Below are 25,602 nucleotides of genomic sequence, written 5' to 3' on the forward strand. Positions count from 1 at the left end.
AGATGAAAACTACAAAAATAAATCCGATCGATAAAACCTCCGTCTATGTGTGTGCGGGCCTGGTTTCAGGCGCAGGTGCTTTGTTATTGAACGTGCTACCCGTGCTGTTTGGCGCGTTTGCCGAGCGTTTCGGGCTCGGCGAGCACCAACTGGGCAATCTGGCCATGGCCATGAACCTGGGGTTTGGCGCGTTCGGGTTGGCGTCCCTGCTGTGGATTCACCGGTTCAGCTGGCGACTCATTTCGGCGCTGTCGTCGGCGCTGGTGGTGGGTGCGATCCTGTGTGTGCTGCGCGATCCTTCCTATGAGTCGCTGCTGGCGATCATGGCCCTGGCCGGCGCCGGGACAGGTGCCTTGTACGCCCTGGCGATGACGATCTTCGGTGACAGTTCGCAGCCTGAACGTGCGTTTGGTTTCAAGCTGGGTATCGAGACTGTGCCGGGCGCGATCCTGCTCATCGTGTTACCCGTAGCGGTGGCCCCGGTATGGGGCTTTGAAGGCATGCTGATCAGCATCGCCATTGCCATGGTGGTGATGGGCATCCTGCCGCTGCCCTGGGTACCGCGCTTTAGCGAGCGACAGCTGGAGGCGACCGGTAGCGCCGTGCGGATTGCCAGCGCTGAGAGCCGGATCATCGTATGGTTGAGCCTGGTGGCCAGCCTCGTGTTCCTGACCGGCATTATGTCGGTATGGGCGTTCCTGGAGCTTATGGGGAAGAAGACCGGGCTGGCCTCCGACACCATCGGCATGGTGCTGGCGCTGGGTTTCCTGATAAATGCCGGCGGCGGCTTCATCGCGTCGGCAATCGGCCTGAAGATGGGGCGCTTTATGCCAATGGCCGTGATTATCCTAGCCGAGCTGCTGGGTCTGGTGGCACTGGCGCAGTTTTCTTCCCTGACGGCCTACGTCGTCGGCGTTATTTGCTTTCTCTTTTCGATCGGCTTCGTGCTGGCTTATACCTTTGGCGTCATGGCTGAGTTCGACCTGTCGGGCAAACTTATTGCGCTGGGCGCGCTGTGCCTGTCCCTCGGGGCAGCGTTCGGGCCGGCCATCGGTGGGTTTCTGATCGAGGCATTCGGCTACTCGGCGGTGCTTGTGTTCTCCGGCGCCTGTTCGGTGGCGGTGCTGGCCATCTATGGTGCGGCGGTGTTGAGAGCTCAGTTGGCATTGCAGCACGTGCGTGCTTCAGGCATCGCCGTTATGCCCGGATTGTGAGCGAGTGAGGAGGAGGAATACTCATGCGTGGCCAAGCGTTGTCGACCTGGAACGAACGTGTACACGCGACCTGCGGTCGTTTTGACACCCGCTATGACCATTGCCAGAGCCTTTTCATCGGGGAAATGCAACAGACGCTGGTGGGCACCACGGCGGTCGCGCACATTCGCAGCAATGCCAGTGTGATTGCCAAGGCCGCTCGCTCAAGCGGGCGCAGCTCATCAGCGCGGTGTTTTCTGGTCCTGCAGCAACAGGGCTCGATGGTCATTGAGCAGGGCGACAAGCTGCTTGAGCTGCACGCAGGTGATCTGGCTCTGCTGGACTTTTCCGGCGCGGTAAAAATGGTCCCCAAGGGTTTGTTCTCCCATGTGTCGATCCCGTTGCCGTGTGAATTGCTCAAGGGCCTGGACCGCAGCCGCTTCGGCAAGCTGTCGACCACGGGGGCATGTGGCCAACTGCTGGGCACGCTGGTGCGGCAGGTGGCTGCGCGCGAGCTGGCCCAGTGGTCTTGCCCGCAGGATGGTGATGGTCTGCAAAGGGCATTGGTGGCCTTGCTGGGTTCGGTGTTGGAGTACCGTGCGAGCGACCATTGCTCCGGGTGGCAGCTGCATGAAGTGCAATCTGTCATTCAGCAGCGGCTTGACTCACCCCGGCTGTCGCCGGCCGTGCTGGCCGACGAGTTGGGCATCTCCAGTCGCCAGCTCTACAGATTGTTTGAGGCGAGTGGCGACAGTGTCTGCCGCTATATTCTGCGTGAGCGGCTGTTGAAGGCCGCGCAAGACCTTCGCGATCCCGTTTGCGCGCATCGCTCGATCACCGATATCGGCAGTTCTTGGGGCTTCGCCGATTCGGCGCATTTTTCCAAGACGTTCAAGAAGCAGACCGGGCTGACGCCGAGCAGCTATCGCAGCCGTGGGCACTAGTCGGGTTGTGGCGAGGCAGCACGCTCCCTCGCCACAGGTACGTTGGGGTCAATAGCGGATGATCACGGACTTCAGCTCGGTATAGTCGTCGATAAACGCACTGCCGAATTCACGGCCCAAGCCCGACGCCTTCATCCCGCCAAACGGCACGCTCGGGTCGACGAACGTGTGCATGTTGACCCACACTGTGCCCGCTTCGATTCGCGGGATCAGGCGCAAGGCTCTGGACAAGTCGTTGGTCCAAATACTCGCCGTGAGGCCGAACGGGCTGTCGTTCATCAAACTGACCAGTTCTTCTTCATCGTCGAATGCCAACACACAGACCACCGGGCCGAAGGTTTCCTCGTGCAGCAGCGGATCATCCTTGCCGGTGGCGATGATCAGCGTCGGCTCCACGTAGTAACCGGCACGGTCCACCGCACGCGCACCGCATACCACTTGGTTGCTCTGCAGGGCGCGTTCGAAAAAGCCGAGGATTTTGTCGAAGTGTGGCTTGTTCGACAGCGGGCCGAACTGCGCCTGTTCATCCAGGGGCGAGCCTGTGACCATCTGCGCCAACATCGCCGCCATCTTTTGTGTCACCTGCTCGACGATGGAGCGGTGCACGAACAAACGCTCAGGGGCCGCGCACACCTGGCCCTGGTGCACATAGGCAGATTGCACGAAGCGTGCTACGGCGTCATCGACATTCGCATCGGCCAGCAGCGCGGCGGCATTCTTGCCGCCCAGCTCGAGGGTGACGCGGGTGAGGTCGGCGGCCATGGCGGCCTTGCCCACGGCGATGCCGGTGGGTACTGAACCGGTGAACGACACCTTGCGCACGGCCCGGTGTTCGATCAACTGCTGACCCACCTGGCCGCGCCCGTTGACCACGTTGATCACGCCTGGCGGAATCCCGGCCTCGATCGCCAGTTCCGCCAGACGCAGCAGGGACAACGGTGTGTATTCGCTGGGCTTGAGTACCACGGTGCAGCCGGTGGTCAGCGCGGCGCCGAGTTTCCACACGCCTATCATCAGCGAGAAGTTCCACGGCACGATGGCTGCCACCACGCCCACCGGCTCGCGCAGGGTGTAGGCGCTGTACTGCTCACCCTCCATGGCGGGGAAGGAGGGGGTTATGGTCTGGCCGCCGATCTTCGTCGCCCAGCCGGCGAAGTACCGCAGGAACACAGCACTCTGGCCCACTTCGATGTGCCGCGACAGGTTGATCGATTTGCCGGAACTCAAGGTTTCCAATTGCGCCAGTTCTTCGCCATTGGCCTCTATCAAATCAGCCAGTCGGTTGAGCAACACGCCGCGCTGGTAAGGCGTGATCTGCGCCCAGGCGCCCTTGAAGGCAGCGGAGGCGCTGTCGACGGCTAGGTTCACATCCTCGGCGAGACCGTCACGCAGTTGCGCGACAGTCTCGCCGGTTGCGGGGTCGATCACGCTGATGCGTTGGGTGCAAGCGCTGGTGCGCGCGGCACCGTCGATGAAGTTGGAATGGTCGCGCCCCAGGAAGGCAACGACTGAGGGTAGTAGGGCAATGTGCATGGTGGCGCTCCAATGAAGGATTCGTTGCGCCCTGGGGCGCTCGAAAGACCTTTGCATTAAAAACCCGTGCACGTGTGGTTGCTTGTTCGAGCCTGCCAGGAAATTGGTTATGCCTGACAGGTTGTGCCGCTGACCTAGGGTTCGCCGAGGTTGTCGAACACCGTTTCGAGCATGCGGTTCAGGCGCTGGATCTGCGCTTCAGTCATGCCGGTGAAGCTGCGTTTGAACACGTCACTCGTCGCGACCTGGATACGTTCAATCGCCTCGCGTCCTTGTTCGGTGATTCGCACCTGCGTCACGCGGCCGTCGTCCTCGCAGGGCGCGGTGTCCACCAGCCCATCTTCCTTCATGCGATACACCGTCTTGGTGATGGTCGAGAGCTTGGCGATGGCATGGGTGGAAATTTCGGAAATGCTCGACTGGCCGTTCTCCTTGAGAATGAACAGCACCCGCCAGCGCGGGATATCCAGGCCGATTTTCTTCAGCGCCTTCTCCATGTACTGGCTGTAGCGACCATGCACCATGGCCAGCCAGTAGAACGGGAAATCCTCTTTGTGAAAGTCCTCACTGCCGGGGTCGTAGCGGCCTGCATGTTTTTTGGATGCGCTCATGGTGTGCTCATGTAGATGGGGCAGCGGGCAATCATAGACTTTTCCCGTGAATTCGGCACGACTTTTGACCGGGAAGCAGCCCGCATCGAGCTTGGTAATTTAGTTGACAATTCACGTAATATTCAGTGAATGTGAAAAAAGGAGAGGGCGCATCGAGCGCCCCCATTCCACACTTCACATTGAAGGTAACCCGACATGACCCTGGTGATTGAACAGCTTTCCATAGGCGGCGATGGGCCGACCGTAATGGTCAAGGACACGATCGATGTGGCTGGCCGGCCCACCCGCGCATCGAGCCAGGCTCTGGAGAATACCGCGCCTGCCACGACCCACGCCGAAGTGGTGCAGGCGCTGCTGGAGCAGGGCTGTCGTCTGGTGGGCAAGACCAGCCTGCACGAACTGGCGTTTGGCACCACGGGCATCAATCACTGGACTGGCACCGCGCCCAACCCGCGATTTCCGGGTCGTATCCCGGGCGGTTCCTCCAGTGGTTCGGCCGCTGCCGTGGCGGCCGGGCTGGCGGATTTTTCCCTGGGAACCGACACCGGCGGCTCTGTGCGCATCCCGGCGTGTTGCTGCGGGGTGTTCGGCTTTAAGCCGACGTTCGGGCGGGTAAGCCGCCGGGGCGTCATGCCGGCGCACAGTAGTCTCGACTGTGTCGGTCCGTTTGCCGCGAGCCTGCCGATGCTGGTCACGGCCATGCAGGCGATCGACGACACCTTCAAGCCAGTGGCGGTGCCGGACGCACCTCGCCTAGGCATCGTGACGGTGCAGGCTGGCGCCGCCGTGCAGCGGGTGCTCGATGCCGCCATCGTGGCTATGCGGCTACCCGGTGAACGCCTCACACTGCCCAGCCTCAAGGCGGCTTATGACGCAGGCATGGTGGTCATCAACCGCGAAACGTTCGATGCCTGCGGCCACTTGCTGGAAACCGGCAAGGTGGGCGCCGACATCGCCGCGCGCCTGGCCGCCGCCGGTAATACCACAGCGGCCGCACTGGCCGAAGCCGAGCGGGTACGAAGGCAGTTCACGGTCGAAGTCGACGCCGCCTTGCAGCATGTCGATGTGCTGGTACTGCCGACTATGCCGGACTTCCCCTTGACGCTGGCCGAGGCAACTGACACCCAGGCAGTGCTCGGGATGACCGCCTTCGTGCGTCCTTTCAACCTGTCGGGACATCCGGCGCTGAGCATTCCGCTGGCAAGTGCCGAAGGACTCCCGGTAGGCCTGCAACTGGTGGGGGCCAAGGGGGCCGATGAGCAACTGCTGGCCATTGCCGGCCGCTTGCTCGAACGCCTGTATGCCGGCGCAGGGGTCTGAAATGAGCGCAACCATTCCACGAGCGGACCTGGAAAAACGCCTGCGCCGTTTTGAAATCGAGGCCAGCGCCCGTACCTGCATGAACCGCTACATGGTGCTGTGTGATGCGCTCGATGCTCGCACGCCACTTCACGAACTGGCCAGCCTGTTCACCCATGATGCGGTGTGGGAGGGCAAAGGCGCCAAGTACGCCCAGAGCTTTGGCGGTTATCGCGGACGCGAAGCCATTGCCGCGATGTTCGCCGGTTACATGAAAACCCCGGCGCACTTTGCTCTCAACGTGCACTTCCTCACCAGCGAGCTGATCGAGGTGCAGGACGATGCCGTACTCGGCAGTTGGGTGATGTTGCAGACGTCGACCTTTGCCAGCGGCGCCTCCCACCTTAACGCGGCGCGTCTGAACGTGCGCTTTGCCGAGGAAGACGGCCAGTGGCGCATGGCGCATTTCCAAACCGAAAATCTCTTCAGCCGCCCGGTTGAGGCCTGGAATAGCGACGCCGAGTTACCGGTGCCTGGCCAATAGCGTTCACTCACTTCCGTTTTCACACTCCCGCGACTGCCCGACAAGGGCGGTCGCGCCGTGCGCGTAGCTCCTGGAGATTGCCATGAAACTGTTCGAATTGTTGACCTTTACCCTGCGTGTTCGCACCGTCCCTCAAGCCTTGCCGCGTCTGGAGCAGAGCTTGCGCGAGGCGGGCGAGGACGTGCATTTGATGGGCTGCTGGGTGTCGGAAATCGGCCAGCAGAATCGCATCGCGGTCCTGCGTGGGTTCGACGACGGCGGCGCTCGTGATCGCGAGCGTGAGCGCTATCTACTGGCGGCCGATGGGTTTGCGATTGGCGAATTTCTGCTGGACCAGCAGGTTGACGATTACAGCGCCTTCGCCTTCGTCAAGCCGCTGCCTCCCGGGGTTCATGGCCCGTTCTACGAGTTGCGCGAGTACAACCTGGTGCCCAGTGGTCTGGCACCGACATTGCGCGGTTGGGGCAAGGCCATAGAACGTCGCACCGGATCGGATTATTCCCCGGTATATGCCGCGTTCTATGCCACCAGCGGGCATATTCCGCGTTACCTGCATATCTGGCCCTACAGCTCGCTTGAGCAGCGCCTTGAAGTGCGCACTCGCGCCGTGGCCGACGGTGCCTGGCCACCTGAAAATTCAGCGCCGCAGCTCAAGCAGATGCATTCAACGGTTTACCTGCCGACGCCGTTCTCACCATTGCGCTGAAATCGCTACGCTCAAAATATCGCTTATATTTCCGATAATCGAACATTTATTTTTCGTTTTTTCTAAGGGTATTAAAGCTATAAAAATGAATTAATTCCAATTAAAACAATGAGTTAATTAGTACATTTAAAAATAAATGGCTTTTTAATTACGTGATTAGTGGTCTTTTTAATCGAGAAAAATCAATTGACAATTCACGTATATAGATTCAGATTCACCCCAACGGCACCCACAAAAACAAAGGTAACCACTATGCCGATCCATCGCTCCCGTTCCGTCTCCTGTCCCTGCTTGGCGCAACCTTCCTGCTCAGCCCAATACCGTTCCTGATAACGGAGTAAATGTTATGCATTCGCTAAAAAAGCCAGCGGTCGATAGCGTTAACCCGCTCGGCAGTGGCTCAGCCTTCGAGGCCTTGCTTATCGATGTGCGCGAGCGTGCCAGGGCCGGTGAATTCGACCGCCAGCGCCACATCTCGCAGGATGTGATCGACTCCTTCAAACAGCATGGCGTGTACCGGGCGCTGGTACCCAAGCGCTTCGGTGGTCTTGAGTATTCGCCCGCCGAGTTCTGCCAGGTGATCGAACGCATTGCCCAGGCCGATGGTTCGGCCGGCTGGGTTGCCAGCTTCGGCATGAGCCCGGTCTATCTGGCAGCACTGCCGCTCGAGAGCATCGCCAAGGTCTATGCCAACGGACCGGACGTGGTCTTCGCCGGTGGCATATTCCCGCCGCAACCGGCTGAAGTGATCGCGGGAGGCTTTGTGGTCAATGGGCGCTGGAAGTACTCCAGCGGTTCCCTGGGCTCCGACATCGTCGGCGTTGGTATCGCCCCGAAAAGCGGCGACACCTTCGGCCTGCCGCGCATTGCAGTAATGCCGCGCAGTGAAATCCGCATCGACGAAACCTGGGACACCGTCGGCCTGCTCGGCACCGGCAGCCATGACCTGATCGCCGAAAATGTGCGGGTTTCCGAGGAGTGGACCTTCGTGCGTGGCGGCCTGCCCAACTTGGACGAACCGTTCTTCCGCTATCCATCGCTGTCATTCGCCACTCAGGTGCTCTCGGTGGTCGGCCTGGGGGTCGCCCGTGCGGCACTGGATGCCCTGGCCGACATGGCCAGTGGACGCGTCTCGGTGACCGGCGCTCCGGCGATTGCCGATCGGCCCCTGGCCCAGGTCGACATTGCCCGAGCGGAAGCCGAGCTACGTGCCGCCCGGGCGTTCTTCTACGAATCCATCGACCGCGCCTGGGAATACGTACTGGCCGGCGATGCAGTGCCGGTGGCCGCAACCAACCTGCTGCGCCTGTCGTCGACCCATGCCACCCGCGTCGCTGCCGATGTGGCGCGCACCGCGCAGATGCTCTCGGGCATGAGCGGTGTGTACAACGACAGCCCGCTGGCACGCTGCGTCAACGACGCCCAAGTGGTGACCCAGCACGCGTTCATGGGCGATATCACCTATCAAAATGCCGGAGCCATGTTCTTCGGAAAACAGCCTTTGCCTGGCTACCTCTAACCGTCGAGGAAATAAAATGAGCGATAAAAAGACCTTGCGCGTGCTGTTCTGCATGGGCATCAACCAGAATTTTTTCGATGCCCCGCGCGACGAACAATTGCAGGTGTGGGCAGCATTCAGTGCCATGTGGAACGGCATTCACGATCTCGCCGGGGTCAAGGTCCTAGGCAACATGGATGACGACCAGAGCATGGTCGGGCCGTCCGATGGCTTCCCCTGGACCACCTACCTGCTGGCCGACGTGCCGGACATCGAAACCGTGCATGCCGCGTGCAACCTGTTTCGTAGCACACCGGTGGGCGATGGCCCTTACAAGCTGTGGCGCTACACCAAGGTTGAAGCCCGGGTTGGGCGCGAGCTGATCATTCAGCGTACTTGATGCCGACGAGGACACTTCCATGAGCAAGCTGATTCCCGCTGTAAACCTCGCCGTCGACCCCGCTGGTCGTGTGCAGGCCGATCGCGTTCACACCTCGATGTATACCGATGCGCAACTGTTCGACGCCGAGCTGGAGAAAATTTTCTATAGCACCTGGATCTGGGTCGCCCACGAAAGCGAGATTCCCGACAACGGCAGTTACAAGACCACCTATATCGGCAAACAGCCGGTGATCGTGGTGCGTGACCGCAAGAAAGACGTACACGTGCTGCTCAACCGCTGTCGCCACCGTGGTGCCACCGTGTGCGAACACAAGAAAGGCAAGACCAACAGCTTCGTCTGCCCTTACCACGGTTGGGGCTACGCGCTCGATGGTTCGCTGCGTGGCATTCCACACCCGGAAAGCTATGGTGACTGCATCGACAAGGCCGAGCTGCCGCTGGTCAGCCTGCGCACCGAAAGCTATGCCGGCATGATTTTCGCCACCTTCAAGGACGATATCGAGCCGCTGGAAGACTACCTCGGTGCGGCGAAAAAATGGATGGACCTGTTCATGAAACAGGGCGCCGGTTATGGGATCAAGGTTCCGGGCGAACACCGTTTCCGCTTCCCCGGCAACTGGAAGATCCAGCTGGAAAACACCACCGACGCCTACCACTTCCCGTTGGTACACAAAAGCTTTCTGTCGTCGGTGGATGAGCAGACCCTGGAGCTGTTCGACTTCGTCAAAGGGCCTGGCTACGTCGAGGACCTGGGCAACGGCCACAGCGTGATGGTGATGATTCCCGACTTGATCGACCTCGAAGCCGACCTGGACAAGCCGATTCCCGAGCGCTTCGAAGGGTTAGCCGCCGAGCTGCGTGACGAGGGCATCGAAGAACAACAGGTGCGCCGGATCGTGCGTGCGGTCGGTGGCACCGGCTTCAACCTCAACCTGTTCCCCAACGTCGCATGCTCAATGGCATTTTTCCGAGTACTGCAGCCGATCTCGGTGACCGAGACCGAAATCCACCACTCGGTGATCACTATGGACGGCGGGCCGGCCGTGGCCAACCGCTATCGCCTGCGCCTACATGAGCACTTTCAGGGGCCGATGGGCTTCGGCACGCCGGACGATTCCGAGGCCTGGGAGCGGGTACAGAAGGGCGCGAGCGCCGGTGAAGACCTATGGATCATGCTCAACCGCGGCTTGCCTGGCGAACAGGCCAGCGCAGACGGGCTGGTATCCGACGTGAGTGCCGAGACCGGCATGCGTGCCGGCTACCAGCAGTGGAAAAAGATGATGTCGGCCTGATCCCTGGAGAACCTTATGAACCTGCAATTACTGCAAGAAGTGACCGCTTTCATCTGGCAGGAAGGCGACATGCTCGACCACGGTGAATACGACGGCTGGCTGAAGATGTGGACCGGGCAAGGCACCTACATCATTCCCATCGACCCCAAGGAAACCGACTTCGAGAACACTCTTAACTATGCCTACGACGACCAACATATGCGTGAGCTGCGGGTGCGGCGCCTGACGGGCGGCGAATCGATTTCCACCAGCCCGCAACCGCGCACGGTGCGCATGCAGTCGCGATTCCGGGTGCTCGCCGATGACGGTGTGCTGGTGACCGTGCGCTGCGCGCAGAGTATCCGTGAGTTTCGCAAGGAAAGCCTGAAGTTCTACAGCGCCGACCTCACCTACGAACTGATCCGCAGCGAGGGTGGTTTCAAGATCCAGCGCAAAGTGATTAGCCTGATCAACAGTGACGATGCCCTTGCCGGTATCGGCTACATCCTTTAAGGAACGCCGACATGAGTCATATCGCATTGGTGACGGGGGCGGGACAGGGGCTGGGGCAGCACTTCTGCGCCAGCCTCTTGCGGGCCGGGTACTCGGTGGCGATCACCGACCTCAACCTTGAAGCCGCACAGGCCTGCGCGCGGCAGTTGGACCCCGGTGGCGAGCGCACGCTTGCGCTGCAACTGGATGCCGGCAGCAAAACCGACTTCGAAGTGGGCCTGGACCAGGTGCTGGTGCGCTTCGGCGCGCTGCATGTGGTGGTCAATAACGCGGCCGTCACCAAGAGTACGCCGCTGATGCAAATCAGCCCCGAGGAATTCGACGCCGTGGTGGGCCTGAACCTGCGCAGCGTGTTCCTCGGCTGCCAGGTGCTGGGTGCGTACATGGCCGAAGCCGGATACGGGCGGATCATCAACATGGCGTCCCTGGCCGGCCAGAACGGCGGTACCGCGACCGGCGCGCACTATGCCGCGAGCAAGGGCGGCATAGTGACGCTAACGAAGATATTCGCCAAGGAGTTTGCCGCGCGCGGGGTGACGGTCAATGCCATTGCCCCAGGCCCTATCGAGTCGGCGGCGGTGCGCGCAGCCGTACCGGCCGAACGCCTGCCGGGACTGCTCGCCAATATCCCGGTGCAACGCCTAGGGGATGCGGATTTTCTCGGTGACCTGATTGTGCAGTTGGCCCGGCCCGAAGCCTATTTCACGACCGGGGCGACCTGGGATGTGAATGGCGGCTTGTTCATGCGCTGACTGATAACGACCGCCACGGCGGCCTTCGCGAATTCCATGGAATAACGGCCATGACTGAAGAACTGTTGGACGTAGTCGTGCGCAAGCGCGAGCTGCAAGGGGACGGCGTTGTCGTCCTGGACCTGATCCGTCGCGACGGAGCGCCGTTGCCCGCGTTTGAAGCCGGCGCGCATGTGGATATCCATATTGCCCCCGGGCTGGTGCGCCAGTACTCGTTGTGCGGTAACCCCGCCGATCCGAGCCTTTACCGCTTGGGCGTGCTCAAGGATCCGACATCGCGCGGCGGTTCGGTCGGAGTGCATGAAACCCTGCTCGAAGGCTGCGAGGTGCAAATCAGCGTACCGCGCAATCTGTTTGCGCTGGTACCGCAGGCGCGGCGTTCGGTGTTGCTGGGCGGCGGGATCGGCGTGACGCCTATGATCGCCATGGCCTACGCGCTGTATGCGGCTGGCCAGACCTTTGAACTGCACTACTGCGGCCGTGAGCGTAAGCGCAGTGCGTTCCTGGCGGAACTGGCCAGCGCACCGTTTGCCGCGCAGGTGTTCACTCACTTCGATGATGAAGGTGCCGAACAGAAGCTCGACCTGGTCAAGGTGCTGGGCAAGGGCGAGGCCGGCGTGCATATGTACACCTGCGGTCCTGCCGGTTTCATGGATTGGGTTATCCAGGGCGCCCGTGACCAGGGCTACACCGAAGCGCACATTCACAAGGAATATTTCCAGGTGGAGGTGGACAGCTCGGGAGGCAGTTTCGAAGTGGTGGCGGCCCGCAGCGGCAAGACTGTGCAGGTGGCGGAGGGGCAGAGCATTCTCGCCGCACTCGCGCAGGTCGGGATCAAGATCGAGATTTCCTGTGAGCAGGGGGTGTGCGGTACCTGCCTATGCGATGTGCTCGAAGGCGAGCCGGACCATCGGGACGTATACCTTACGGACGATGAAAAGGCTGGCAATGACCAAATTCTAGTGTGTTGTTCACGAGCCAAATCCAAGAAACTCGTGCTGGATATCTAAGAGGAACGATCATGGTAGACGTAGGCAGCTTTCGTAACGCAATGGCCATGTTGGGCGGTGCCGTGTCGGTCATCACCACCGATGGCGTGGCAGGCCGGTTCGGCTTCACCGCCTCGGCGGTGTGCAGCGTAACTGATTCGCCCCCCACGCTGTTGGTGTGCATGAACCGTTCCTCTCATTCCAACGAGCATTTCAAGCGCAACGGCACATTGTGCGTGAATACGCTGTGCGCAGATCATCAACATTTGTCCGGCGCCTTCGCCGACCGCACCTTGAGCATGGACGAGCGCTTTGCCGCTACGGCGTGGACCACGCTTGAAAGCGGTGCGCCGGTGATGTTGCAAGCGTTGGTGAATTTCGACTGCCGCATCGTGCAGGTCCATGAGGTGGGCTCCCACAGTATTTTCTACTGCGAGATCCAGACCATTCGCCAGAGCGGTGCGCACGAAGGTCTTGTGTATTTCAATCGTGCCTACCACCGGCTGGGCGAAGCGTCGAAGGCCTGTTGAGCCCCACCATGCAGGCGGGTGGGCGTCAGCGCTAAAAGCGACTACCCGTTGGAGAACCTCGGAGTACTGGATGCTGTCAGACCACTACAGTGTGCGTTGGAGATGATGCGGTAGCTGACTGCTATCGTCTCCTTCCAAACACGCGTATCAGGAATATGGAGCCGCAGGTCTTACCGGACCTACGGCTTTCGGTTCAATTACAATGTGATATCGAAACCCAACGCCCCGCGGCCTGCGGAATGTGCCATGACCTGCAATTGCGACGTGACGTGCGTCCGATAGGTCGAAGAATCACGGAAGAAGCGCAGCATGCGCGAGGATGTCCGCGCTGCCGTCGTCCCCGATGTCGTGAACATCAGCTGGATAGCGTCACACGCCATGCGGCCCGCCATCAACGCGGTTTGGCGCATCCTGGCATCATCGATATGCGTGAACGGCACTCGATCTTTTGCCCAGGCTTCGCATGCCTCGGTGTAGCGTTGCGCCGTCGCCAGTAGCAGCATTTCGGCGCTGTCGACCATACCGGTAGCTTCGCCATACCACATCTGGAAGAAGTCCGATTCCGCGCGAGGCTTGGGCGGCGGGAACTGGGTCTTTTGCGTCTCGATCAGGCGACGATATTCACGTAGTGCTCCCTTCGCCGCACCGACGATCGGCGCCGCCAGCTCGCACCCGAAATAGGCCATGATGCGGCCGAGATACAGGGGGTTTCCATGGATCTGGTATCCGATCGTCCCTGTGTCGCCAAGATCGCGACGTGGCCAGTCAAACGGTGCTGTCCAATGATCGGGGATGAACTTGTCGGTAATCCTGACCGTATTGGATCCAGTCGCCTGAAGACCGAACACGAGATCACCGCCCCAGTCGTGAAGGATTTCGATATCTTCGCGGGGGATAAGGAAGCCGATCGGCGGCAAAGTGCTGCCGTCTTCCCCAATCGCAGTCGTGGCACCCATGAACCAGTTCGCATGGGGGACGCCCGATGCATAAGGCCATTCGCCGTTCAGCACGAAGCCGCCTTCCACACGGTCTGCCCGTCCATGGGGCACTGCGCGTTGCGGACAGATGAAGTTGCCGTTGTCGGCAAATCCTTCGGCCTGCGCTTCCAGCGGAAAATAGGCGGCCAGATGGAGCGCGTGCCCCGAAGACAAGCCCAGGCCCCAGGCAGTGCCCGGATCGGCGCTGCCAACTTCCATCACGACGCGCAGGAAGGTGTCGAGGCCTTTCTCGAGGCCGCCAAACCGCTTTGGCGACAGGATGCGGTAAAAGCCTGCCTGCTTGAACTTCTGATGCCGCTCGTCGCTGCATTCGCCCGCGGCATTATTCGCCTCGCACTCGGCGGCCAGCTCGTCATGCATGGCTGCAGCGCGCGCTATGAGCTCTTCAGAGCTGATGTCCTGGTCGATCCTCCGATCTAATACCAAATCCGTCATATTTGCCTCACAAGGCTGTATATACCCCGAGATTCGTTGGTTCGGATGCTCCACTGCCAACTTTTTGTCTCCAGCCTCCGCTCGGGGAAAGGCGAGGGCGTGGTAATGACGATTATCCTACATACGATGGACCTTAGGAAAAAAATCCTGAAGCGATTTATACAATAATCAATTTTCTTTTGTCCATTAGTCCATACAAATCATGATTGTCCGTGTTGACAAATAATCGATTATTTATCAGCATGGCTAAACGATTCGGGCGCGCCTTGGCGGCGGCGACGCTTCTCTCCAACTGTCGCAGTGCCCCAATCAAAGCGCTTGTGCAGTCCGATCCGCTTGCGCTATTTGCCTCCAGCCTCGCCTCGACTGGCGAGCCATAACTCGAATAACAAAAAAGGATGAAACATGGCAGAGTCTTCGGATGCACCGGTCCTGATCGTGGGAGGCGGCCCGGTCGGCATGGCTTTAGCCATCGACCTGGCGCTGCGTGATATCCCCTCCATCGTGATAGAGCAGCGCAAGCGTGGCCAATTCATTCCGGCCAAGACCAACATGACCAACATCCGATCGATGGAGCATTTCCGGCGGTGGGGGATGGCCGACATGCTGCGCCGCAACGATGTCGTCAGCCCCGAGGTTCAGCGCGACGTGTCCATCGTCACCCGGTTGACAGGCCATCTCGTGCATCACTTCCCGAAAGCCTATGAAGCCAAGGATGCGCTGCAGTTCGCCGCCGAATTAGGTGAATGGGCACCTAACCTGACCATCGAAAAAACCCTGTTCGAACGTGCCGAGCAGCTTCCGCTCATCGATCGCCGCTACGAGCATGAGGTCAGCACTTTCACCCAGGACGATGGCGGTGTGACCGTCCACGCGACAGGCCCGAGCGGGCCGGTAGAATTGCGAGGTCAATACCTGGTCGTTGCGGCAGGCGCTGCAAACCACCTTCGCCGCGAGGTGCTGGGCGTGCGCATGACAGGTACGCCCAATTTGGGCAAGGCCTTCTCCTGGCATGTCCGTGCACCCCAGATCAAACATATCTGGAAAGCGGGCCCCGTCGTTTCGATGGTGTATTTCTACAACGAAGATCGCGCTGCGGACCTGCTGATCCCGCAGAACGAAACCGCTGACGAATTCCTGTATTACTCGTGCCCTATGCCAGAAGGTTTCGATGGCAACAACTGGGAAGAAGTGAAGGCCATGCTCCTGCGTGCCGTCGGGCAGGACATCGACGTAGAGCCTATCAGCGGCGGTGGCTTTAACCTGCATTCGCTGACCACGCCGCGCTTTGATTACGGTCGGGTCTTCCTTGCCGGAGACGCTGCGCACCTAGTGTCGCCTCAAGGGGGCTTCGGGATGAATCTGGGCATCGGCGATGCGGCTGATCTGGGCTGGAAACTCGCCGCTGTACTTCAAGGCTGGGGTGGCCCGATGCTGTTATCCACTTACACCACCGAGCGGCGCGAAGCGGTGCTGCTTTGCCAGCGCGGAGCGGAGGAAAATCAGGCCAAGCAGGCGCACTCGCTGGTGCGCGACGGCATCGAGAAAGACGGGCCGGAAGGTGACGAGATACGCCAGTTGGTCTCTCATGACATCGTCACGTACAAGACTCAGCAGTTCAAAAGTATGGGTGGCCAGCTGGGCTACAGCTACACGGCGTCGCCGATCATTGTTCGCGATGGCACGCCGTTGCCTGAACCGCAGTTCGCCGTCTACGAACCCTCTGCGAAGCCGGGCAATCGAATTCCTCACCACTGGCTTGCAGACGGATCATCGCTTTTCGATCATTTCAGCCAGGGCTTCACGCTGATCGATCTTGGTCATTTGGAGCACGATGCACTCCTGCGGGCCGCCCACATCAAGCGCATCCCGGTGACGGTGTTCACGCCGGACGAGCCGGATCGCAGCGAGCTGCGCAAAAAGTACGAGGCCGATGGCGTCCTAGTTCGTCCGGACCATCATGTGGCCTGGCGCGGTAACCAGTTGCCCAGTGACCTGGGCGAGTTGCTCGAGATCGTTACCGGCTTTCCCATCCAGCGCGCCCAACCGTCGAGCCACCAATAACGGCTCCGGCCACCGAGGTGCACTGTGCCTTTCGTGATCAATGACGGTTGCCGTTTGTATTGGCACCGGGAGGGTAGCGACGCCAAGCCTGCCCTGCTGTTGCTTAACCCTATAGGGTCGGATCTTACCTGTTGGGAGCGGGTTCTGGGGCGTCTGGCCGAGGTGTTCTGCGTTGTTCGCATGGACAGCCGCGGACATGGCGCTTCCGATGTGACGCCTGGCGACTACAGGCTCGAACAGTTGGCCAACGATGCGCGCGCGGTGCTTGATGCCGCGAGCATCGACCAGGCGATCGTTTGTGGCATTTCGCTGGGTTCCAGTATCGCGGTCACGCTGGCGGCCCGATCTCCGGAACGTGTTCGAGCACTGATCCTGGTGCCAGGGGCTGCCGAACTCGAAGCGGGTTGTTGGGAGCATCGCCGCGCCAGCGTTCTGCAAGAAGGCATGGCCAGCGTTGCCAGCGCTGTGACGGAAGATGTCGAGCAGGGGTTCGCGCGCAGGCATCCCATGCGAGTCGAGACGCTGCGTCAAACACTGCTTGCTACTGACCCGCAGGGCTATGCGGGCTGCTGCGCGGCATTACGCGATACCTTGCCGCTAGACCTGTTGTCGCTGTTGGCAGCGCCCGCCCTGGTCATAAGAACCACCGAAGCTGGCGCCATGCAGCGGGTCAGTCGCCGTGAGCCGACCGTGGCTGCCATTACCGGTGCAGTGACCCGGATGTTCGACACCGGGCATTCGCCACATATCGAGGCGCCTTCGGCCTTTACGGGCGCGGTTATTGGCTTCGCCAATAGCATCAACGGCGGCAATGAGGTGGAGGCCGCGCGGGGGGTGATTTACCAGGCCGGCATGAAGACCCGTCGCGAGGTGTTGGGCACGGACGTGGTCGATCGTCGCATGGCCGGGGTGAATGATTTCAATGCCGATTATTTCGAACTGGTCACCCGCTACGCCTGGCAGGAGCTGTGGTCGCGGCCCGGTTTGGATCATCGCACCCGGCGCTTGCTGGTGCTGGCCATCACCGCCTCGATGGGGCGCTGGGAAGAGTTTCGCCTGCACCTTGAGATCGGTCTTGAGCAAGGCGGGTTCACCCAGGACGAGGTTAAGGAAACCCTCTTGCAGATAGGCGTTTACGCAGGCTTGCCGGCGGCCAATACCGGCTTCAGCGAGGCCGCAGCAGTACTTAGTGCGTGGAAAAAGAACAACGCAAGGTGAACAACCAAATGTTGGCTTCGCCAATCGCGGCGCGGCTTCATCAGATAGAGGAACAGCGATGATCAAATACAAGAACAAAGTCATCATTACCTGCGCCGTGACCGGCTCGATCCATACGCCCACCATGTCGAATGCGTTGCCGATCACTCCGGACGAGATCGCGCGTGAGTCCATCGCAGCAGCCGAGGCGGGCGCCGCTATCCTGCACCTGCATGCACGCGACCCCAGCGATGGCCGACCGACGCCGGATCCCAAGGTTTTCATGCAGTTTCTGCCGCAGATACGCGAAGGTTGCGATGGCATCGTCAACATCACCACCGGCGGTGCCGCGACGATGAAGCTCGAGGAGCGCCTTGCTGCGCCTCTGCAGGCCTCGCCAGAAATGGCCTCGCTGAACATGGGCTCGTTCAACTTCGCGCTCTATCCCATGGCGAGCAAATATTCGTCATGGAAATACGACTGGGAAAAGGAATATGTCGTCGACTCGGACGATCGCATCTTCCGCAACACCTTCCGGGACATCGTGGGCGTCTACAAGATGCTCGGCGAGGGCCACGGAACCAAGTTCGAGCACGAATGCTACGACGTCAGCCATCTGTACAACCTGGCGCACATGATCGAGCAGGGCATGTTCAAGCCGCCGGTGTTCATCCAGTTCATCTTCGGCATTCTAGGTGGCATCGGCGCTGACATGGACAACCTGATGTTCATGAAACACACCGCGGATAAGTTGTTCGGCGATAACTATCACTGGTCCGTGCTCGCTGCGGGCCGCCATCAAATGCCGTTCTGCACCCAGTCCGCCATGCTCGGCGGAAACGTCCGTGTGGGATTGGAGGACAGTCTGACCATCGGCCGTGGCCAGCTCGCCAAGAGCAACGCCGAACAGGTTTCCAAGATTCGCCGCATTGTTGAGGAGCTGGGCTACGAAGTCGCGACGCCGGCTGAAGCGAGAGAAATGCTTGAGTTGAAAGGCGCGGACAACGTCAACTTCTAATGCGGCCCGGATCGACCTACCGTCAGGAGACTACCCATGCAGAGCTTCATTTTCGAAATTGCAAAATTGCGCGTGTTGTTTGGCCCAGGTCGGCGCCACGATGTGGCGGCCGAGCTGGACCGGCTTGATCTGAAATGTGCGCTGGTCATCGCTGACCCCAGCCAGCGTGCCATTGCCGAGCATCTGCACAAGAGCCTAGGTGAGCGCAGCGCCGGGATTTACGACAAAGTGGTGCAGCACGTGCCGCACGATGTAGCAGCAGCAGGCACTGAGCATGCTCGCGCGGCGGGAGCCGATTGCACCGTTTGCATTGGCGGTGGTTCCTCCATCGGACTAGGCAAGGCGATCGCGCTCGAAGCCGGCCTACCGCTTATTGCACTGCCTACCACTTACGCTGGATCCGAAATGACACCGGTTTGGGGGCTGACCACCAACGGCGAAAAGCGCACCGGACGCGACCCACGCGTGCAGCCCGTATCGGTCATCTACGATGCCGAATTGACCAGCAGTTTACCGCCGGCTATCGCCGGGCCAAGCGGCATCAATGCCTTGGCTCACGCGGTGGAAGGTTTGTGGGCCGAGAACGTCAACCCGATGATGGCGGCATTCGCGCAAGAGAGCGTCCGCGCCCTGGTGACCGGCCTGCCGAAAGTGGTCGAGAACGGCAGTGATCTGGACGCCCAGTCCACCGTGCAATACGGCACGTGCTTGGCCGGCATTCTGCTGGCGAGTGTCGGGATGGCGCTGCATCACAAGATCTGCCACACACTCGGCGGCACGTTCAACACACCCCATGCCGAAACGCACGCGGTCATCCTGCCTTATGTCACCGCCTTCAACCTTGCCGCGGCCGACGATGCCCGTCGGCGCCTGGAGGCGGCGCTCGGCCAGCCCGACGATGTGGCGTTGGCGCTGTGGAAGATCGCCCAACAGGTCGGGGCGCCTAAGTCCTTGGCCGATTTGGGTCTGAGCGAAGCCGACCTTGAAAGGGCCGCCGACATGGTCACGCGCAATCCTTATTACAACCCGCGGCCCGTTACCTACGAAGCCGTGCTCCAGCTGCTCAGAGATGCCCACGCGGGTGTTCCGCCATCACTCAGCAGCGCTGCGTGACCGCAACGCTATAGAGCAGGAGCTGGGTTCAGACCGCCCGCGACAGACTCTTTTGGTGGCGGCAAAAGGGATTTCCAGCAGGCCTGCGCGTGAACCTACATATACATAAGGAGCCATTTCATGGCTGAGCTTCGATTCGATGGTCAGGTGGCCGTTGTCACTGGCGCCGGCGGTAATCCTGGCCTGGGTAGGTCATACGCCAAGCTCCTGGCTGAGCGTGGAGCCAAGGTGGTCGTGAACGACCTGGGCGTGGGTCCCGATGGGCGTAGCGCCGTGCAGGCGAAGGCCGAAGTGGTTGCCCAGGAAATACGCGACGCAGGCGGTGAGGCGATCGCTGACACCCACAGCGTTGCCGTGGAAGAGGGCGCCGAAGCGGTCATTCAGGGCGCGTTGGATGCCTACGGGCGCATCGACATCTTGATCAACAACGCGGGCGTGGTCGATTTCAAGCTGTTCGAGGATTTCGAGTCCGCCGACATGGCGCGGGTACTCGAGACGCATATCCAGGGCGCGCTGTATATGTGTCGTGCCGCCTGGCCGCACATGAAGCAGGCGGGCTACGGCCGGATCGTCAATACCGTGTCGGGTGCGGTGCTCGGTGCGCGATACACGTCCATCTACGGAACCGCGAAGTCGGCGATTCTCGGTTTGACTCGCAACCTGGCGATCGAAGGCGACGCACTCGGTATCAAGGTCAACGCAATATGGCCCTTTGCTGCGACCAATGCCTGGACGCTCATGAGTGCGGAACAGGCGCAGCCGGACGAGCAGGTGATGCAGGCATTCTCTCCCGAGCTGGTCGCGCCTGTCGTGGGATTCCTTGCGCACGAAGATAATCCAGGTAACGGGAAATGCATCGTTGCCGAAGCGAATTCGATCTACGAGTTGTGGTTCGCCCGTACCGCAGGTGCCCACGTCGACGCGCTAAGTCCCGAGGCGATCAAACGCAGCTGGGAGAAGATCGTCGATCGTGCGCAGTACTCGGCTTATGCAGATCCCTATGATGGTTGCGCAGGTTTTACCCTTACGCCCAAAGGGTACTGATCGTTAGCGTCAAGGTGTGTTGAAATGGCCTGCGTTTCAGCACACCCAACTCAATCAGAAGCAGGCGTCACGTTAGTCTTCCCATTTTTTGCTGATCATCCTGTTATGTATTGACTCCTCGCACTGTGAATACTTACGTAGGCCGCCCCAATACACTGGTGGTACCCACGACTATGCTGGAAATGATCGAAACTACAATGAATAAAGATTGCTTGATCGCCATGCGGCGAGCGAAGAGCGAGCAGCAGCGAAGAGGCTGGAAGGCGAGGCGTTGAGCGAGGAGCGAAACTTCGCAGGGCCGCATAGATAGGTAAAGACTTGGGGGCTGCAGGGTTTCTACGAATCCTGCAGGCCCTATATGCTCAGAACCGGACGTCTATGCCCAGGTAAACCGTGCGAGGTTCACCTGGCATGTACCCGATATCTTGGGTGCCTTTGCGGCCCAGATAAGGGCTATAAGTCTGGCTGGCAAGCATCAACGAGCCACCGGATTCGTAATCGACATTAAAGATATTTTCCGCGAAAGCAAACAGGGTGACGTTCTTGTTGACCTTGTACTCGGTGTTTAACCCGGTAACGACGTAAGGGGCCGTCTTGTCCATGGTGTTGATCTCGTCGCCGTACACGTAGACACCCGCTGCGGCTACCGCCGTGCTGCCTATCTTCCACTTATCGGTCATCGCATAATCGACCCCGAGCTCGACAACCTGCCTAGGTATCCCAGGCATGATATCGCCCGGCTTGACGTTGATTTCCCCATTGACCGCCTGTGGGTTACTTGGGCTGGACATGGTGAATGCACTTTCGAAACGCGCGTCCATCAATGTGTAGGCGGCGCTAGTTGTCAGGCGGCCGTAGTTCCAGGCACCGGTAAGTTTCATGCCACGGCGTCTGGTGTTGCCAATCGAGCTGAACATGGGGCGGTCATTGAACTGGATGAACCAGAAATCGTCTTCGGCCGCCCTGTTAAACAGTCGCGTGTTCCAGGCGAACTGCCCGCCGAATGCTGGTTGCTGGCCACGCAGACCGACTTCGAAGGTCCGCGTGACAACCTGCTTCAACGGTTGGTCGGCGACGAAAAAGAGGTCAAGTGCGCAGGCTGATTCCATGTCGGTGCAATACATCCCGTTCGGCGTGGGTGCGCGGCTTTCGACAGAGTATCCGGCGTAGGCGGTGACGTTATCGCTCAGGCTGTAGGTAAAGCCAACGGCGGGGTTGAAGCTTTCAAACGTACGGTCGTCGTTGATTTCATACGCAGCGGTGTTGCTCGTACCGGACCGTTTTAACGTGGAGTAGTTATAGCGGCCGGATAGCCCAACGGTCAGTTTGGGCGTCACCGACAGGCTATCTGCCGCATAAAGCGACCAGTACTGGCTCTCGGCGTCGACCTTGGTCAGGCCAATGATGGCGCTGCCGTTGGCATCCGAAAACTCGGCATCGCTGGTGAACTCACCTACCCGCTGGGTGATGGAGGAGGTGGTATTGCCCCCGTTGTAGCGCAGCCCCACGACGAAGTTGTTGGTCATGCCGAACAGCGGATTGCGGTTTTGTAACTTGATGGACGCACCACGTGAATGGGTAACAGTGCCGAGATCGTATCGGTAGGCATTACCGCCGGTTTTGTCACCAAAGGCATCAATGGCGTTGCCCTGATAATCCAACAGCTGGCTCGGGCCGAAAGCAGGATTATTGCTACAAAGGGTATTGGGATCGACCCCCTTAAAACCCAGGTCACCGCATGACTCCAGCGCGACGGCCTTGGTGCGCTTGGATTCCCGTTCGAATCGCCCGATATTGATATCGCCCAGCAGGCTGACGTTTTCCGCCAGCTCATGTTTGCCGCTGAGACTGATTCGATAACCCTTGTCGTCGTCATAGTCGGGGTAGGCAAAGTACCCTGCCCGGTCGACCGCAAGGACCTCTTTAGGCACTGCACCGCCTGACTTATAGGTGCTGAACACATCGCTGCTGAGGTGGAGTTCGGTGCTTTCGTTGCGCCAGCCCAGATCCACGTAGGCGCGGTCGTCAGAATTGTCGACCTGCTTTCGCCAGCTCGAGTCTTTCATGGTGCTTGCCGCGACGTAAGCCGAGAAACTGTCCGTGCTGCCGCCGGCCTGCGTGAACGTCCGATAACGTCCATACGATCCGCCCAGGCCCATAACTTGGCCGCCCTGGTTTGTGAAGCCATTGGGCTGTGGCAGCTCGCCTTTGAGGCTGCCAAAGCCAAGCAGCAAATCTTCGGGTCGCATGCCGTTGAGTAGGCCGGGCGGTAGCACGATAACCGGACCAACATTGTCCAGCGCTGCGGGCCCACTGAGTGGCAGCATGTCCTTTTTGAATGCCGTACGTGAAACCGCCATGCTCATTGGAGGCAGCATCCCTTGCTCGCCGGGCATTTGGCCAGGAACCATTGGGCGATTGTTGGCCACGGCCTGGCTACTAGGCGTGACTTTTCGCGTAGTAACTGGATCCGGCTTTTCAGCTGCTTCCTTGGAGACCGGTAGCGTGTTGTCGCCGTTAGGGAGCGTATAGGAATCCGGAAGTTGCGCAGTTTGTGTCTGCGCACTAACGAACATGGGCGAAGTTGAAAGTGATGCCATTAACAGGATCGATGAAGCGCGATGTATGTACATCGATACCCCCATTTCTGATTGTTAGTTTTATTAAGAAACGGTAAAGGCTTAATTGGCTAATATATGATTCTGACTAAGGAATTTTGCGCGACAGCGCGCACGGCTTGCGGCTCGGGTAGAATTCTCCTGTATATAATTTGAAATTTTTTTGGATTTCAGATGAGGCTTATAGGGCACACCTTGCTTGGAGTGCCTATAAGAATTTATCTGTATCTCTGCACGTTAGCCCAAGTGCAGTCGACGATACTTTCCGGCAAAGTAAAGTAGCGGATCTCGCCGAGGATCAAAGGCGGCACGTTCCACTTTACCGATAAGGATGATGTGGTCGCCACCATCGTGGATCGCGTGCCGTCGACATTCGACGGTTGCTAATGAATGGCGGATGACCGGCGTTCCATGGCGTCCCATTTCCCAGTCAACTTGGGCAAAGCGATCTTCTACCTTGCTGGCAAAAAGATTGGACGTGGGCTGCTGCCCGATATGAAGTACGTTGATGGCGAAGTTGTCAGCGTTTTCCAGAGCTGCAATGCTCTTTGCGCTACGTGCTATACAGGCCAGCACCAGGGGCGGATCCAGCGACACCGAGGTAAACGAATTGGCTGTGAGACCAATGGGTTTGCCGTCCGGTGCAATGGCAGTCAAAACGGTGATGCCAGTGGCAAAGCAGCCCATCGCATCGCGCAGGGTACGCGCGTCCGAGCCGGCAATATATTCGGGATGCATCCTTGGATTTTTGCGCTCCAAGAAGTCGAGAAGGGTGGCGTTGAACAAGTCCAGCCTGTCGCTGGGAGAGCACGCTTTGGCATCTATCTCGGCAAACTCCGCATCGCGAATGGATGAGGCGAATTCACGAGCTGCCGTGTCGGACACGCTCTTGCCACAGGTATGAATGAACAAGGTGGGAACTTTAATGTTCTCGGCCGCCGCCACCAACCGTGGGCGCATGATATCGACGGAGACATTCAAGGCTTTGAGGTGGTTCGGGTCCCAGTCCTGCACGGGGTCGCCAGCTGTGCAATCCAGGTCCATGTTGGGCGGCACATCAATTACGACCAAGCCGGAGGAGAGTGGGGTGCTGGTTTCTCCAATCGCCACGCTGGCAATCCAGCCGCCTACAGCACTTGCAACGATAACGGGACGTGTCGGAAGTTGATCGAGCACGCGCCGAAGGTTTTGCACACAAATATCAAGCTCATATCGGCTGTTCTTATCGACTGAGCGATCCTCAACGTCGGGACCCCGCAGATCGATATTGAATACTTGTCGCCCCGCTTTGATCAGCGCGTTGGATATGACCGACCATGCTTCTCGAGTATGCCCGCCTCCGTGTAATAACAGCACCGCCGGGTCAGCAGGGGAGCCCCCACTTTCTCCGGTAAGAAGGGCATCGGCAAAACCTTTAAATTCTATGACGTTGGACATGACGTATATCCTGTTTTTTATCCGCGCAAAACTTAGCTCGGACGTCTCTTATTGTTCGCAGGTATTTCGTGCAAGGCGCAGGCTATTAAAAAGCGGTGTTCCAGGCGGCCACTTCGAATGGCCGCCTGTGACAGTCCTTATTTCGGACCAGGTGCTCCGGGTGCTCCGGGTGGTGGCGGGCCTAGCACCAGGTCTTCATGCTTGTCTTGAGTCTGATGCATCTCGTAAAGTTTGGCAGCGATATTGTCAGGGTCGACTTCCGTGCCCCGCTTGATTATTCCGCCTACATAGATTGCGCCGACATAAACACCATCTTGTTTTAAGGCGCCATGAAGGTTGGTCAGGTAGTTGCGCAATCCGGACGTTGCAATGCCGACGTTGGCCAGCGGCGGAATGGGTTTCATCGCCGAACCACCGGCAATGAACAGCAGAGAGCCACTCTTGCGTTCACGCATTGCCGGAAGAACGGAAGTTATCGCGCGAATCGCGCCGACAACGAGCAGATCGGATGCTTGTTGAGCCAGCTCCGGGGTAACGTCCAGCGCTGAGCGATAATTTTGCGGGCCGAGCGCCGGGCTGTATTCCAGCACGTCGATGCTACCGAACTCGTAACGCAGGCTGGCCAAGGCGGAGGTCAGTTGCCCTTGCTGGAGCACATCCGCAGTGCGGATGCTGACGTTGGTAACCCCGTCTTTCGCCAGATCTGCTGCTAGCTGACTGAGTTTTTCCTGGTTACGGGCAATCAGGCCAACGTTGTAGCCGTTTTTTCCGAACTGGCGGGCAATGGAGAGGCCCATCGTGCCCCCCGCGCCCACTATCACGATTGTCTTAGCCATTTCTCTTGTTCCTTAATGTTGATGAAAGACGGATGACGCATAAAAGCGTGCCCTGCT

General features: G+C 59.5%; 23 protein-coding genes. 17 read left to right on the forward strand and 6 right to left on the reverse strand.

Annotated features, from left to right (window positions below):
• The first annotated feature begins 92 nt into the window (after nucleotides 1-92).
• Both ACQRBT_RS17410 and feaR read left to right on the forward strand, forming a co-directional pair.
• Entirely contained in the window at nucleotides 93-1,214 is a 1,122-nt protein-coding gene (locus tag ACQRBT_RS17410; protein ID WP_412046521.1) for an MFS transporter, read from the forward strand.
• A 23-nt stretch (nucleotides 1,215-1,237) separates the two neighbouring features.
• Nucleotides 1,238-2,137 (forward strand): transcriptional regulator FeaR, encoded by a 900-nt coding sequence (feaR, locus tag ACQRBT_RS17415; protein ID WP_412046425.1) that lies wholly within the window; start codon nucleotides 1,238-1,240, stop codon nucleotides 2,135-2,137.
• Nucleotides 2,138-2,185: 48 nt separating this feature from the next.
• Here feaR and ACQRBT_RS17420 read toward each other — a convergent pair whose 3' ends face one another.
• Both ACQRBT_RS17420 and ACQRBT_RS17425 read right to left on the reverse strand, forming a co-directional pair.
• Nucleotides 2,186-3,670 (reverse strand): aldehyde dehydrogenase family protein, encoded by a 1,485-nt coding sequence (locus ACQRBT_RS17420; RefSeq protein ID WP_412046424.1) that lies wholly within the window; start codon nucleotides 3,668-3,670, stop codon nucleotides 2,186-2,188.
• A gap of 134 nt (nucleotides 3,671-3,804) precedes the next feature.
• The gene (locus tag ACQRBT_RS17425; RefSeq protein WP_412046423.1) at nucleotides 3,805-4,281 is read right to left on the reverse strand and encodes a MarR family winged helix-turn-helix transcriptional regulator; all 477 of its coding nucleotides are present in this window, start codon (nucleotides 4,279-4,281) and stop codon (nucleotides 3,805-3,807) included.
• A 195-nt stretch (nucleotides 4,282-4,476) separates the two neighbouring features.
• On the opposite strand from ACQRBT_RS17425, the gene ACQRBT_RS17430 reads away from it, so the two are divergent.
• From ACQRBT_RS17430 to ACQRBT_RS17475, 10 genes are all read left to right on the forward strand, one after another.
• Nucleotides 4,477-5,601: an amidase gene (locus ACQRBT_RS17430; RefSeq protein ID WP_412046422.1), complete on the forward strand. Its 1,125-nt coding sequence runs from the start codon at nucleotides 4,477-4,479 to the stop codon at nucleotides 5,599-5,601.
• A gap of 1 nt (nucleotide 5,602) precedes the next feature.
• Nucleotides 5,603-6,124, forward strand: coding sequence for a nuclear transport factor 2 family protein (locus tag ACQRBT_RS17435; RefSeq protein ID WP_412046421.1), 522 nt, complete (start codon nucleotides 5,603-5,605; stop codon nucleotides 6,122-6,124).
• 82 nt (nucleotides 6,125-6,206) lie between these two features.
• On the forward strand, nucleotides 6,207-6,830 hold the full coding sequence (locus tag ACQRBT_RS17440) for an NIPSNAP family protein (RefSeq protein ID WP_412046420.1): 624 nt from the start codon (nucleotides 6,207-6,209) through the stop codon (nucleotides 6,828-6,830).
• Nucleotides 6,831-7,176: 346 nt separating this feature from the next.
• A complete protein-coding gene (gene iacA / locus ACQRBT_RS17445) occupies nucleotides 7,177-8,349 on the forward strand; it encodes an indole-3-acetate monooxygenase (RefSeq protein WP_412046419.1) in 1,173 nt (390 codons plus the stop codon).
• A 16-nt stretch (nucleotides 8,350-8,365) separates the two neighbouring features.
• Complete coding sequence (locus tag ACQRBT_RS17450) at nucleotides 8,366-8,728, forward strand: hypothetical protein (protein ID WP_017528258.1); 363 nt, start codon at nucleotides 8,366-8,368, stop codon at nucleotides 8,726-8,728.
• Between the two features lie 19 nt (nucleotides 8,729-8,747).
• Nucleotides 8,748-10,022, forward strand: coding sequence for an aromatic ring-hydroxylating oxygenase subunit alpha (locus tag ACQRBT_RS17455; protein ID WP_412046418.1), 1,275 nt, complete (start codon nucleotides 8,748-8,750; stop codon nucleotides 10,020-10,022).
• A gap of 15 nt (nucleotides 10,023-10,037) precedes the next feature.
• Entirely contained in the window at nucleotides 10,038-10,514 is a 477-nt protein-coding gene (locus ACQRBT_RS17460; RefSeq protein ID WP_412046417.1) for an aromatic-ring-hydroxylating dioxygenase subunit beta, read from the forward strand.
• A gap of 11 nt (nucleotides 10,515-10,525) precedes the next feature.
• Nucleotides 10,526-11,266, forward strand: coding sequence for an SDR family NAD(P)-dependent oxidoreductase (locus ACQRBT_RS17465; protein WP_412046416.1), 741 nt, complete (start codon nucleotides 10,526-10,528; stop codon nucleotides 11,264-11,266).
• Between the two features lie 50 nt (nucleotides 11,267-11,316).
• Nucleotides 11,317-12,276 (forward strand): PDR/VanB family oxidoreductase, encoded by a 960-nt coding sequence (locus ACQRBT_RS17470; protein WP_412046415.1) that lies wholly within the window; start codon nucleotides 11,317-11,319, stop codon nucleotides 12,274-12,276.
• A gap of 11 nt (nucleotides 12,277-12,287) precedes the next feature.
• The gene (locus ACQRBT_RS17475; protein ID WP_412046414.1) at nucleotides 12,288-12,785 is read left to right on the forward strand and encodes a flavin reductase; all 498 of its coding nucleotides are present in this window, start codon (nucleotides 12,288-12,290) and stop codon (nucleotides 12,783-12,785) included.
• A 197-nt stretch (nucleotides 12,786-12,982) separates the two neighbouring features.
• Here the strand turns inward: ACQRBT_RS17475 and ACQRBT_RS17480 are convergent, their stop codons facing one another.
• Entirely contained in the window at nucleotides 12,983-14,218 is a 1,236-nt protein-coding gene (locus ACQRBT_RS17480) for an acyl-CoA dehydrogenase family protein (RefSeq protein ID WP_412046413.1), read from the reverse strand.
• A 405-nt stretch (nucleotides 14,219-14,623) separates the two neighbouring features.
• Here ACQRBT_RS17480 and ACQRBT_RS17485 point away from each other — a divergent pair, with 405 nt between their 5' ends.
• The 5 genes from ACQRBT_RS17485 to ACQRBT_RS17505 all read left to right on the forward strand — a co-directional run bounded on the left by ACQRBT_RS17485 (nucleotide 14,624) and on the right by ACQRBT_RS17505 (nucleotide 20,654).
• Nucleotides 14,624-16,282: an FAD-dependent monooxygenase gene (locus ACQRBT_RS17485; RefSeq protein ID WP_412046412.1), complete on the forward strand. Its 1,659-nt coding sequence runs from the start codon at nucleotides 14,624-14,626 to the stop codon at nucleotides 16,280-16,282.
• A gap of 24 nt (nucleotides 16,283-16,306) precedes the next feature.
• Nucleotides 16,307-17,500 carry an alpha/beta fold hydrolase gene (locus tag ACQRBT_RS17490; protein WP_412046411.1) on the forward strand — a complete coding sequence of 398 codons (1,194 nt, stop codon included), beginning with the start codon at nucleotides 16,307-16,309 and terminating at the stop codon, nucleotides 17,498-17,500.
• Nucleotides 17,501-17,561: 61 nt separating this feature from the next.
• Nucleotides 17,562-18,497, forward strand: coding sequence for a 3-keto-5-aminohexanoate cleavage protein (locus tag ACQRBT_RS17495; RefSeq protein WP_412046520.1), 936 nt, complete (start codon nucleotides 17,562-17,564; stop codon nucleotides 18,495-18,497).
• A 36-nt stretch (nucleotides 18,498-18,533) separates the two neighbouring features.
• The gene (locus tag ACQRBT_RS17500) at nucleotides 18,534-19,610 is read left to right on the forward strand and encodes a maleylacetate reductase (protein ID WP_412046410.1); all 1,077 of its coding nucleotides are present in this window, start codon (nucleotides 18,534-18,536) and stop codon (nucleotides 19,608-19,610) included.
• Between the two features lie 120 nt (nucleotides 19,611-19,730).
• A complete protein-coding gene (locus tag ACQRBT_RS17505) occupies nucleotides 19,731-20,654 on the forward strand; it encodes an SDR family NAD(P)-dependent oxidoreductase (RefSeq protein WP_412046409.1) in 924 nt (307 codons plus the stop codon).
• Between the two features lie 362 nt (nucleotides 20,655-21,016).
• On the opposite strand, the gene ACQRBT_RS17510 is transcribed toward ACQRBT_RS17505, so the two are convergent.
• The 3 genes from ACQRBT_RS17510 to ACQRBT_RS17520 all read right to left on the reverse strand — a co-directional run bounded on the left by ACQRBT_RS17510 (nucleotide 21,017) and on the right by ACQRBT_RS17520 (nucleotide 25,545).
• Nucleotides 21,017-23,287 carry a TonB-dependent receptor domain-containing protein gene (locus tag ACQRBT_RS17510; protein WP_412046408.1) on the reverse strand — a complete coding sequence of 757 codons (2,271 nt, stop codon included), beginning with the start codon at nucleotides 23,285-23,287 and terminating at the stop codon, nucleotides 21,017-21,019.
• Between the two features lie 222 nt (nucleotides 23,288-23,509).
• Nucleotides 23,510-24,709, reverse strand: coding sequence for an alpha/beta fold hydrolase (locus ACQRBT_RS17515; protein WP_412046407.1), 1,200 nt, complete (start codon nucleotides 24,707-24,709; stop codon nucleotides 23,510-23,512).
• Between the two features lie 137 nt (nucleotides 24,710-24,846).
• Complete coding sequence (locus ACQRBT_RS17520) at nucleotides 24,847-25,545, reverse strand: SDR family NAD(P)-dependent oxidoreductase (protein ID WP_412046406.1); 699 nt, start codon at nucleotides 25,543-25,545, stop codon at nucleotides 24,847-24,849.
• Nucleotides 25,546-25,602 lie beyond the last annotated feature (57 nt).

Origin of the sequence: Pseudomonas sp. R19M, from assembly GCF_050312585.1 — a bacterium.
Taxonomy (GTDB): Bacteria; Pseudomonadota; Gammaproteobacteria; order Pseudomonadales; family Pseudomonadaceae; genus Aquipseudomonas; species Aquipseudomonas palleroniana.

Coding starts and splice junctions, on each gene's coding strand:
- feaR (WP_412046425.1), top strand. CDS start 1,238: ATGCGTGGCCAAGCGTTGTCGACCTGGAACGAACGTGTACACGCGACC.
- ACQRBT_RS17420 (WP_412046424.1), bottom strand. CDS start 3,670: ATGCACATTGCCCTACTACCCTCAGTCGTTGCCTTCCTGGGGCGCGAC.
- ACQRBT_RS17425 (WP_412046423.1), bottom strand. CDS start 4,281: ATGAGCGCATCCAAAAAACATGCAGGCCGCTACGACCCCGGCAGTGAG.
- ACQRBT_RS17430 (WP_412046422.1), top strand. CDS start 4,477: ATGACCCTGGTGATTGAACAGCTTTCCATAGGCGGCGATGGGCCGACC.
- ACQRBT_RS17435 (WP_412046421.1), top strand. CDS start 5,603: ATGAGCGCAACCATTCCACGAGCGGACCTGGAAAAACGCCTGCGCCGT.
- ACQRBT_RS17440 (WP_412046420.1), top strand. CDS start 6,207: ATGAAACTGTTCGAATTGTTGACCTTTACCCTGCGTGTTCGCACCGTC.
- iacA (WP_412046419.1), top strand. CDS start 7,177: ATGCATTCGCTAAAAAAGCCAGCGGTCGATAGCGTTAACCCGCTCGGC.
- ACQRBT_RS17450 (WP_017528258.1), top strand. CDS start 8,366: ATGAGCGATAAAAAGACCTTGCGCGTGCTGTTCTGCATGGGCATCAAC.
- ACQRBT_RS17455 (WP_412046418.1), top strand. CDS start 8,748: ATGAGCAAGCTGATTCCCGCTGTAAACCTCGCCGTCGACCCCGCTGGT.
- ACQRBT_RS17460 (WP_412046417.1), top strand. CDS start 10,038: ATGAACCTGCAATTACTGCAAGAAGTGACCGCTTTCATCTGGCAGGAA.
- ACQRBT_RS17465 (WP_412046416.1), top strand. CDS start 10,526: ATGAGTCATATCGCATTGGTGACGGGGGCGGGACAGGGGCTGGGGCAG.
- ACQRBT_RS17470 (WP_412046415.1), top strand. CDS start 11,317: ATGACTGAAGAACTGTTGGACGTAGTCGTGCGCAAGCGCGAGCTGCAA.
- ACQRBT_RS17475 (WP_412046414.1), top strand. CDS start 12,288: ATGGTAGACGTAGGCAGCTTTCGTAACGCAATGGCCATGTTGGGCGGT.
- ACQRBT_RS17480 (WP_412046413.1), bottom strand. CDS start 14,218: ATGACGGATTTGGTATTAGATCGGAGGATCGACCAGGACATCAGCTCT.
- ACQRBT_RS17485 (WP_412046412.1), top strand. CDS start 14,624: ATGGCAGAGTCTTCGGATGCACCGGTCCTGATCGTGGGAGGCGGCCCG.
- ACQRBT_RS17500 (WP_412046410.1), top strand. CDS start 18,534: ATGCAGAGCTTCATTTTCGAAATTGCAAAATTGCGCGTGTTGTTTGGC.
- ACQRBT_RS17505 (WP_412046409.1), top strand. CDS start 19,731: ATGGCTGAGCTTCGATTCGATGGTCAGGTGGCCGTTGTCACTGGCGCC.
- ACQRBT_RS17510 (WP_412046408.1), bottom strand. CDS start 23,287: ATGTACATACATCGCGCTTCATCGATCCTGTTAATGGCATCACTTTCA.
- ACQRBT_RS17515 (WP_412046407.1), bottom strand. CDS start 24,709: ATGTCCAACGTCATAGAATTTAAAGGTTTTGCCGATGCCCTTCTTACC.
- ACQRBT_RS17520 (WP_412046406.1), bottom strand. CDS start 25,545: ATGGCTAAGACAATCGTGATAGTGGGCGCGGGGGGCACGATGGGCCTC.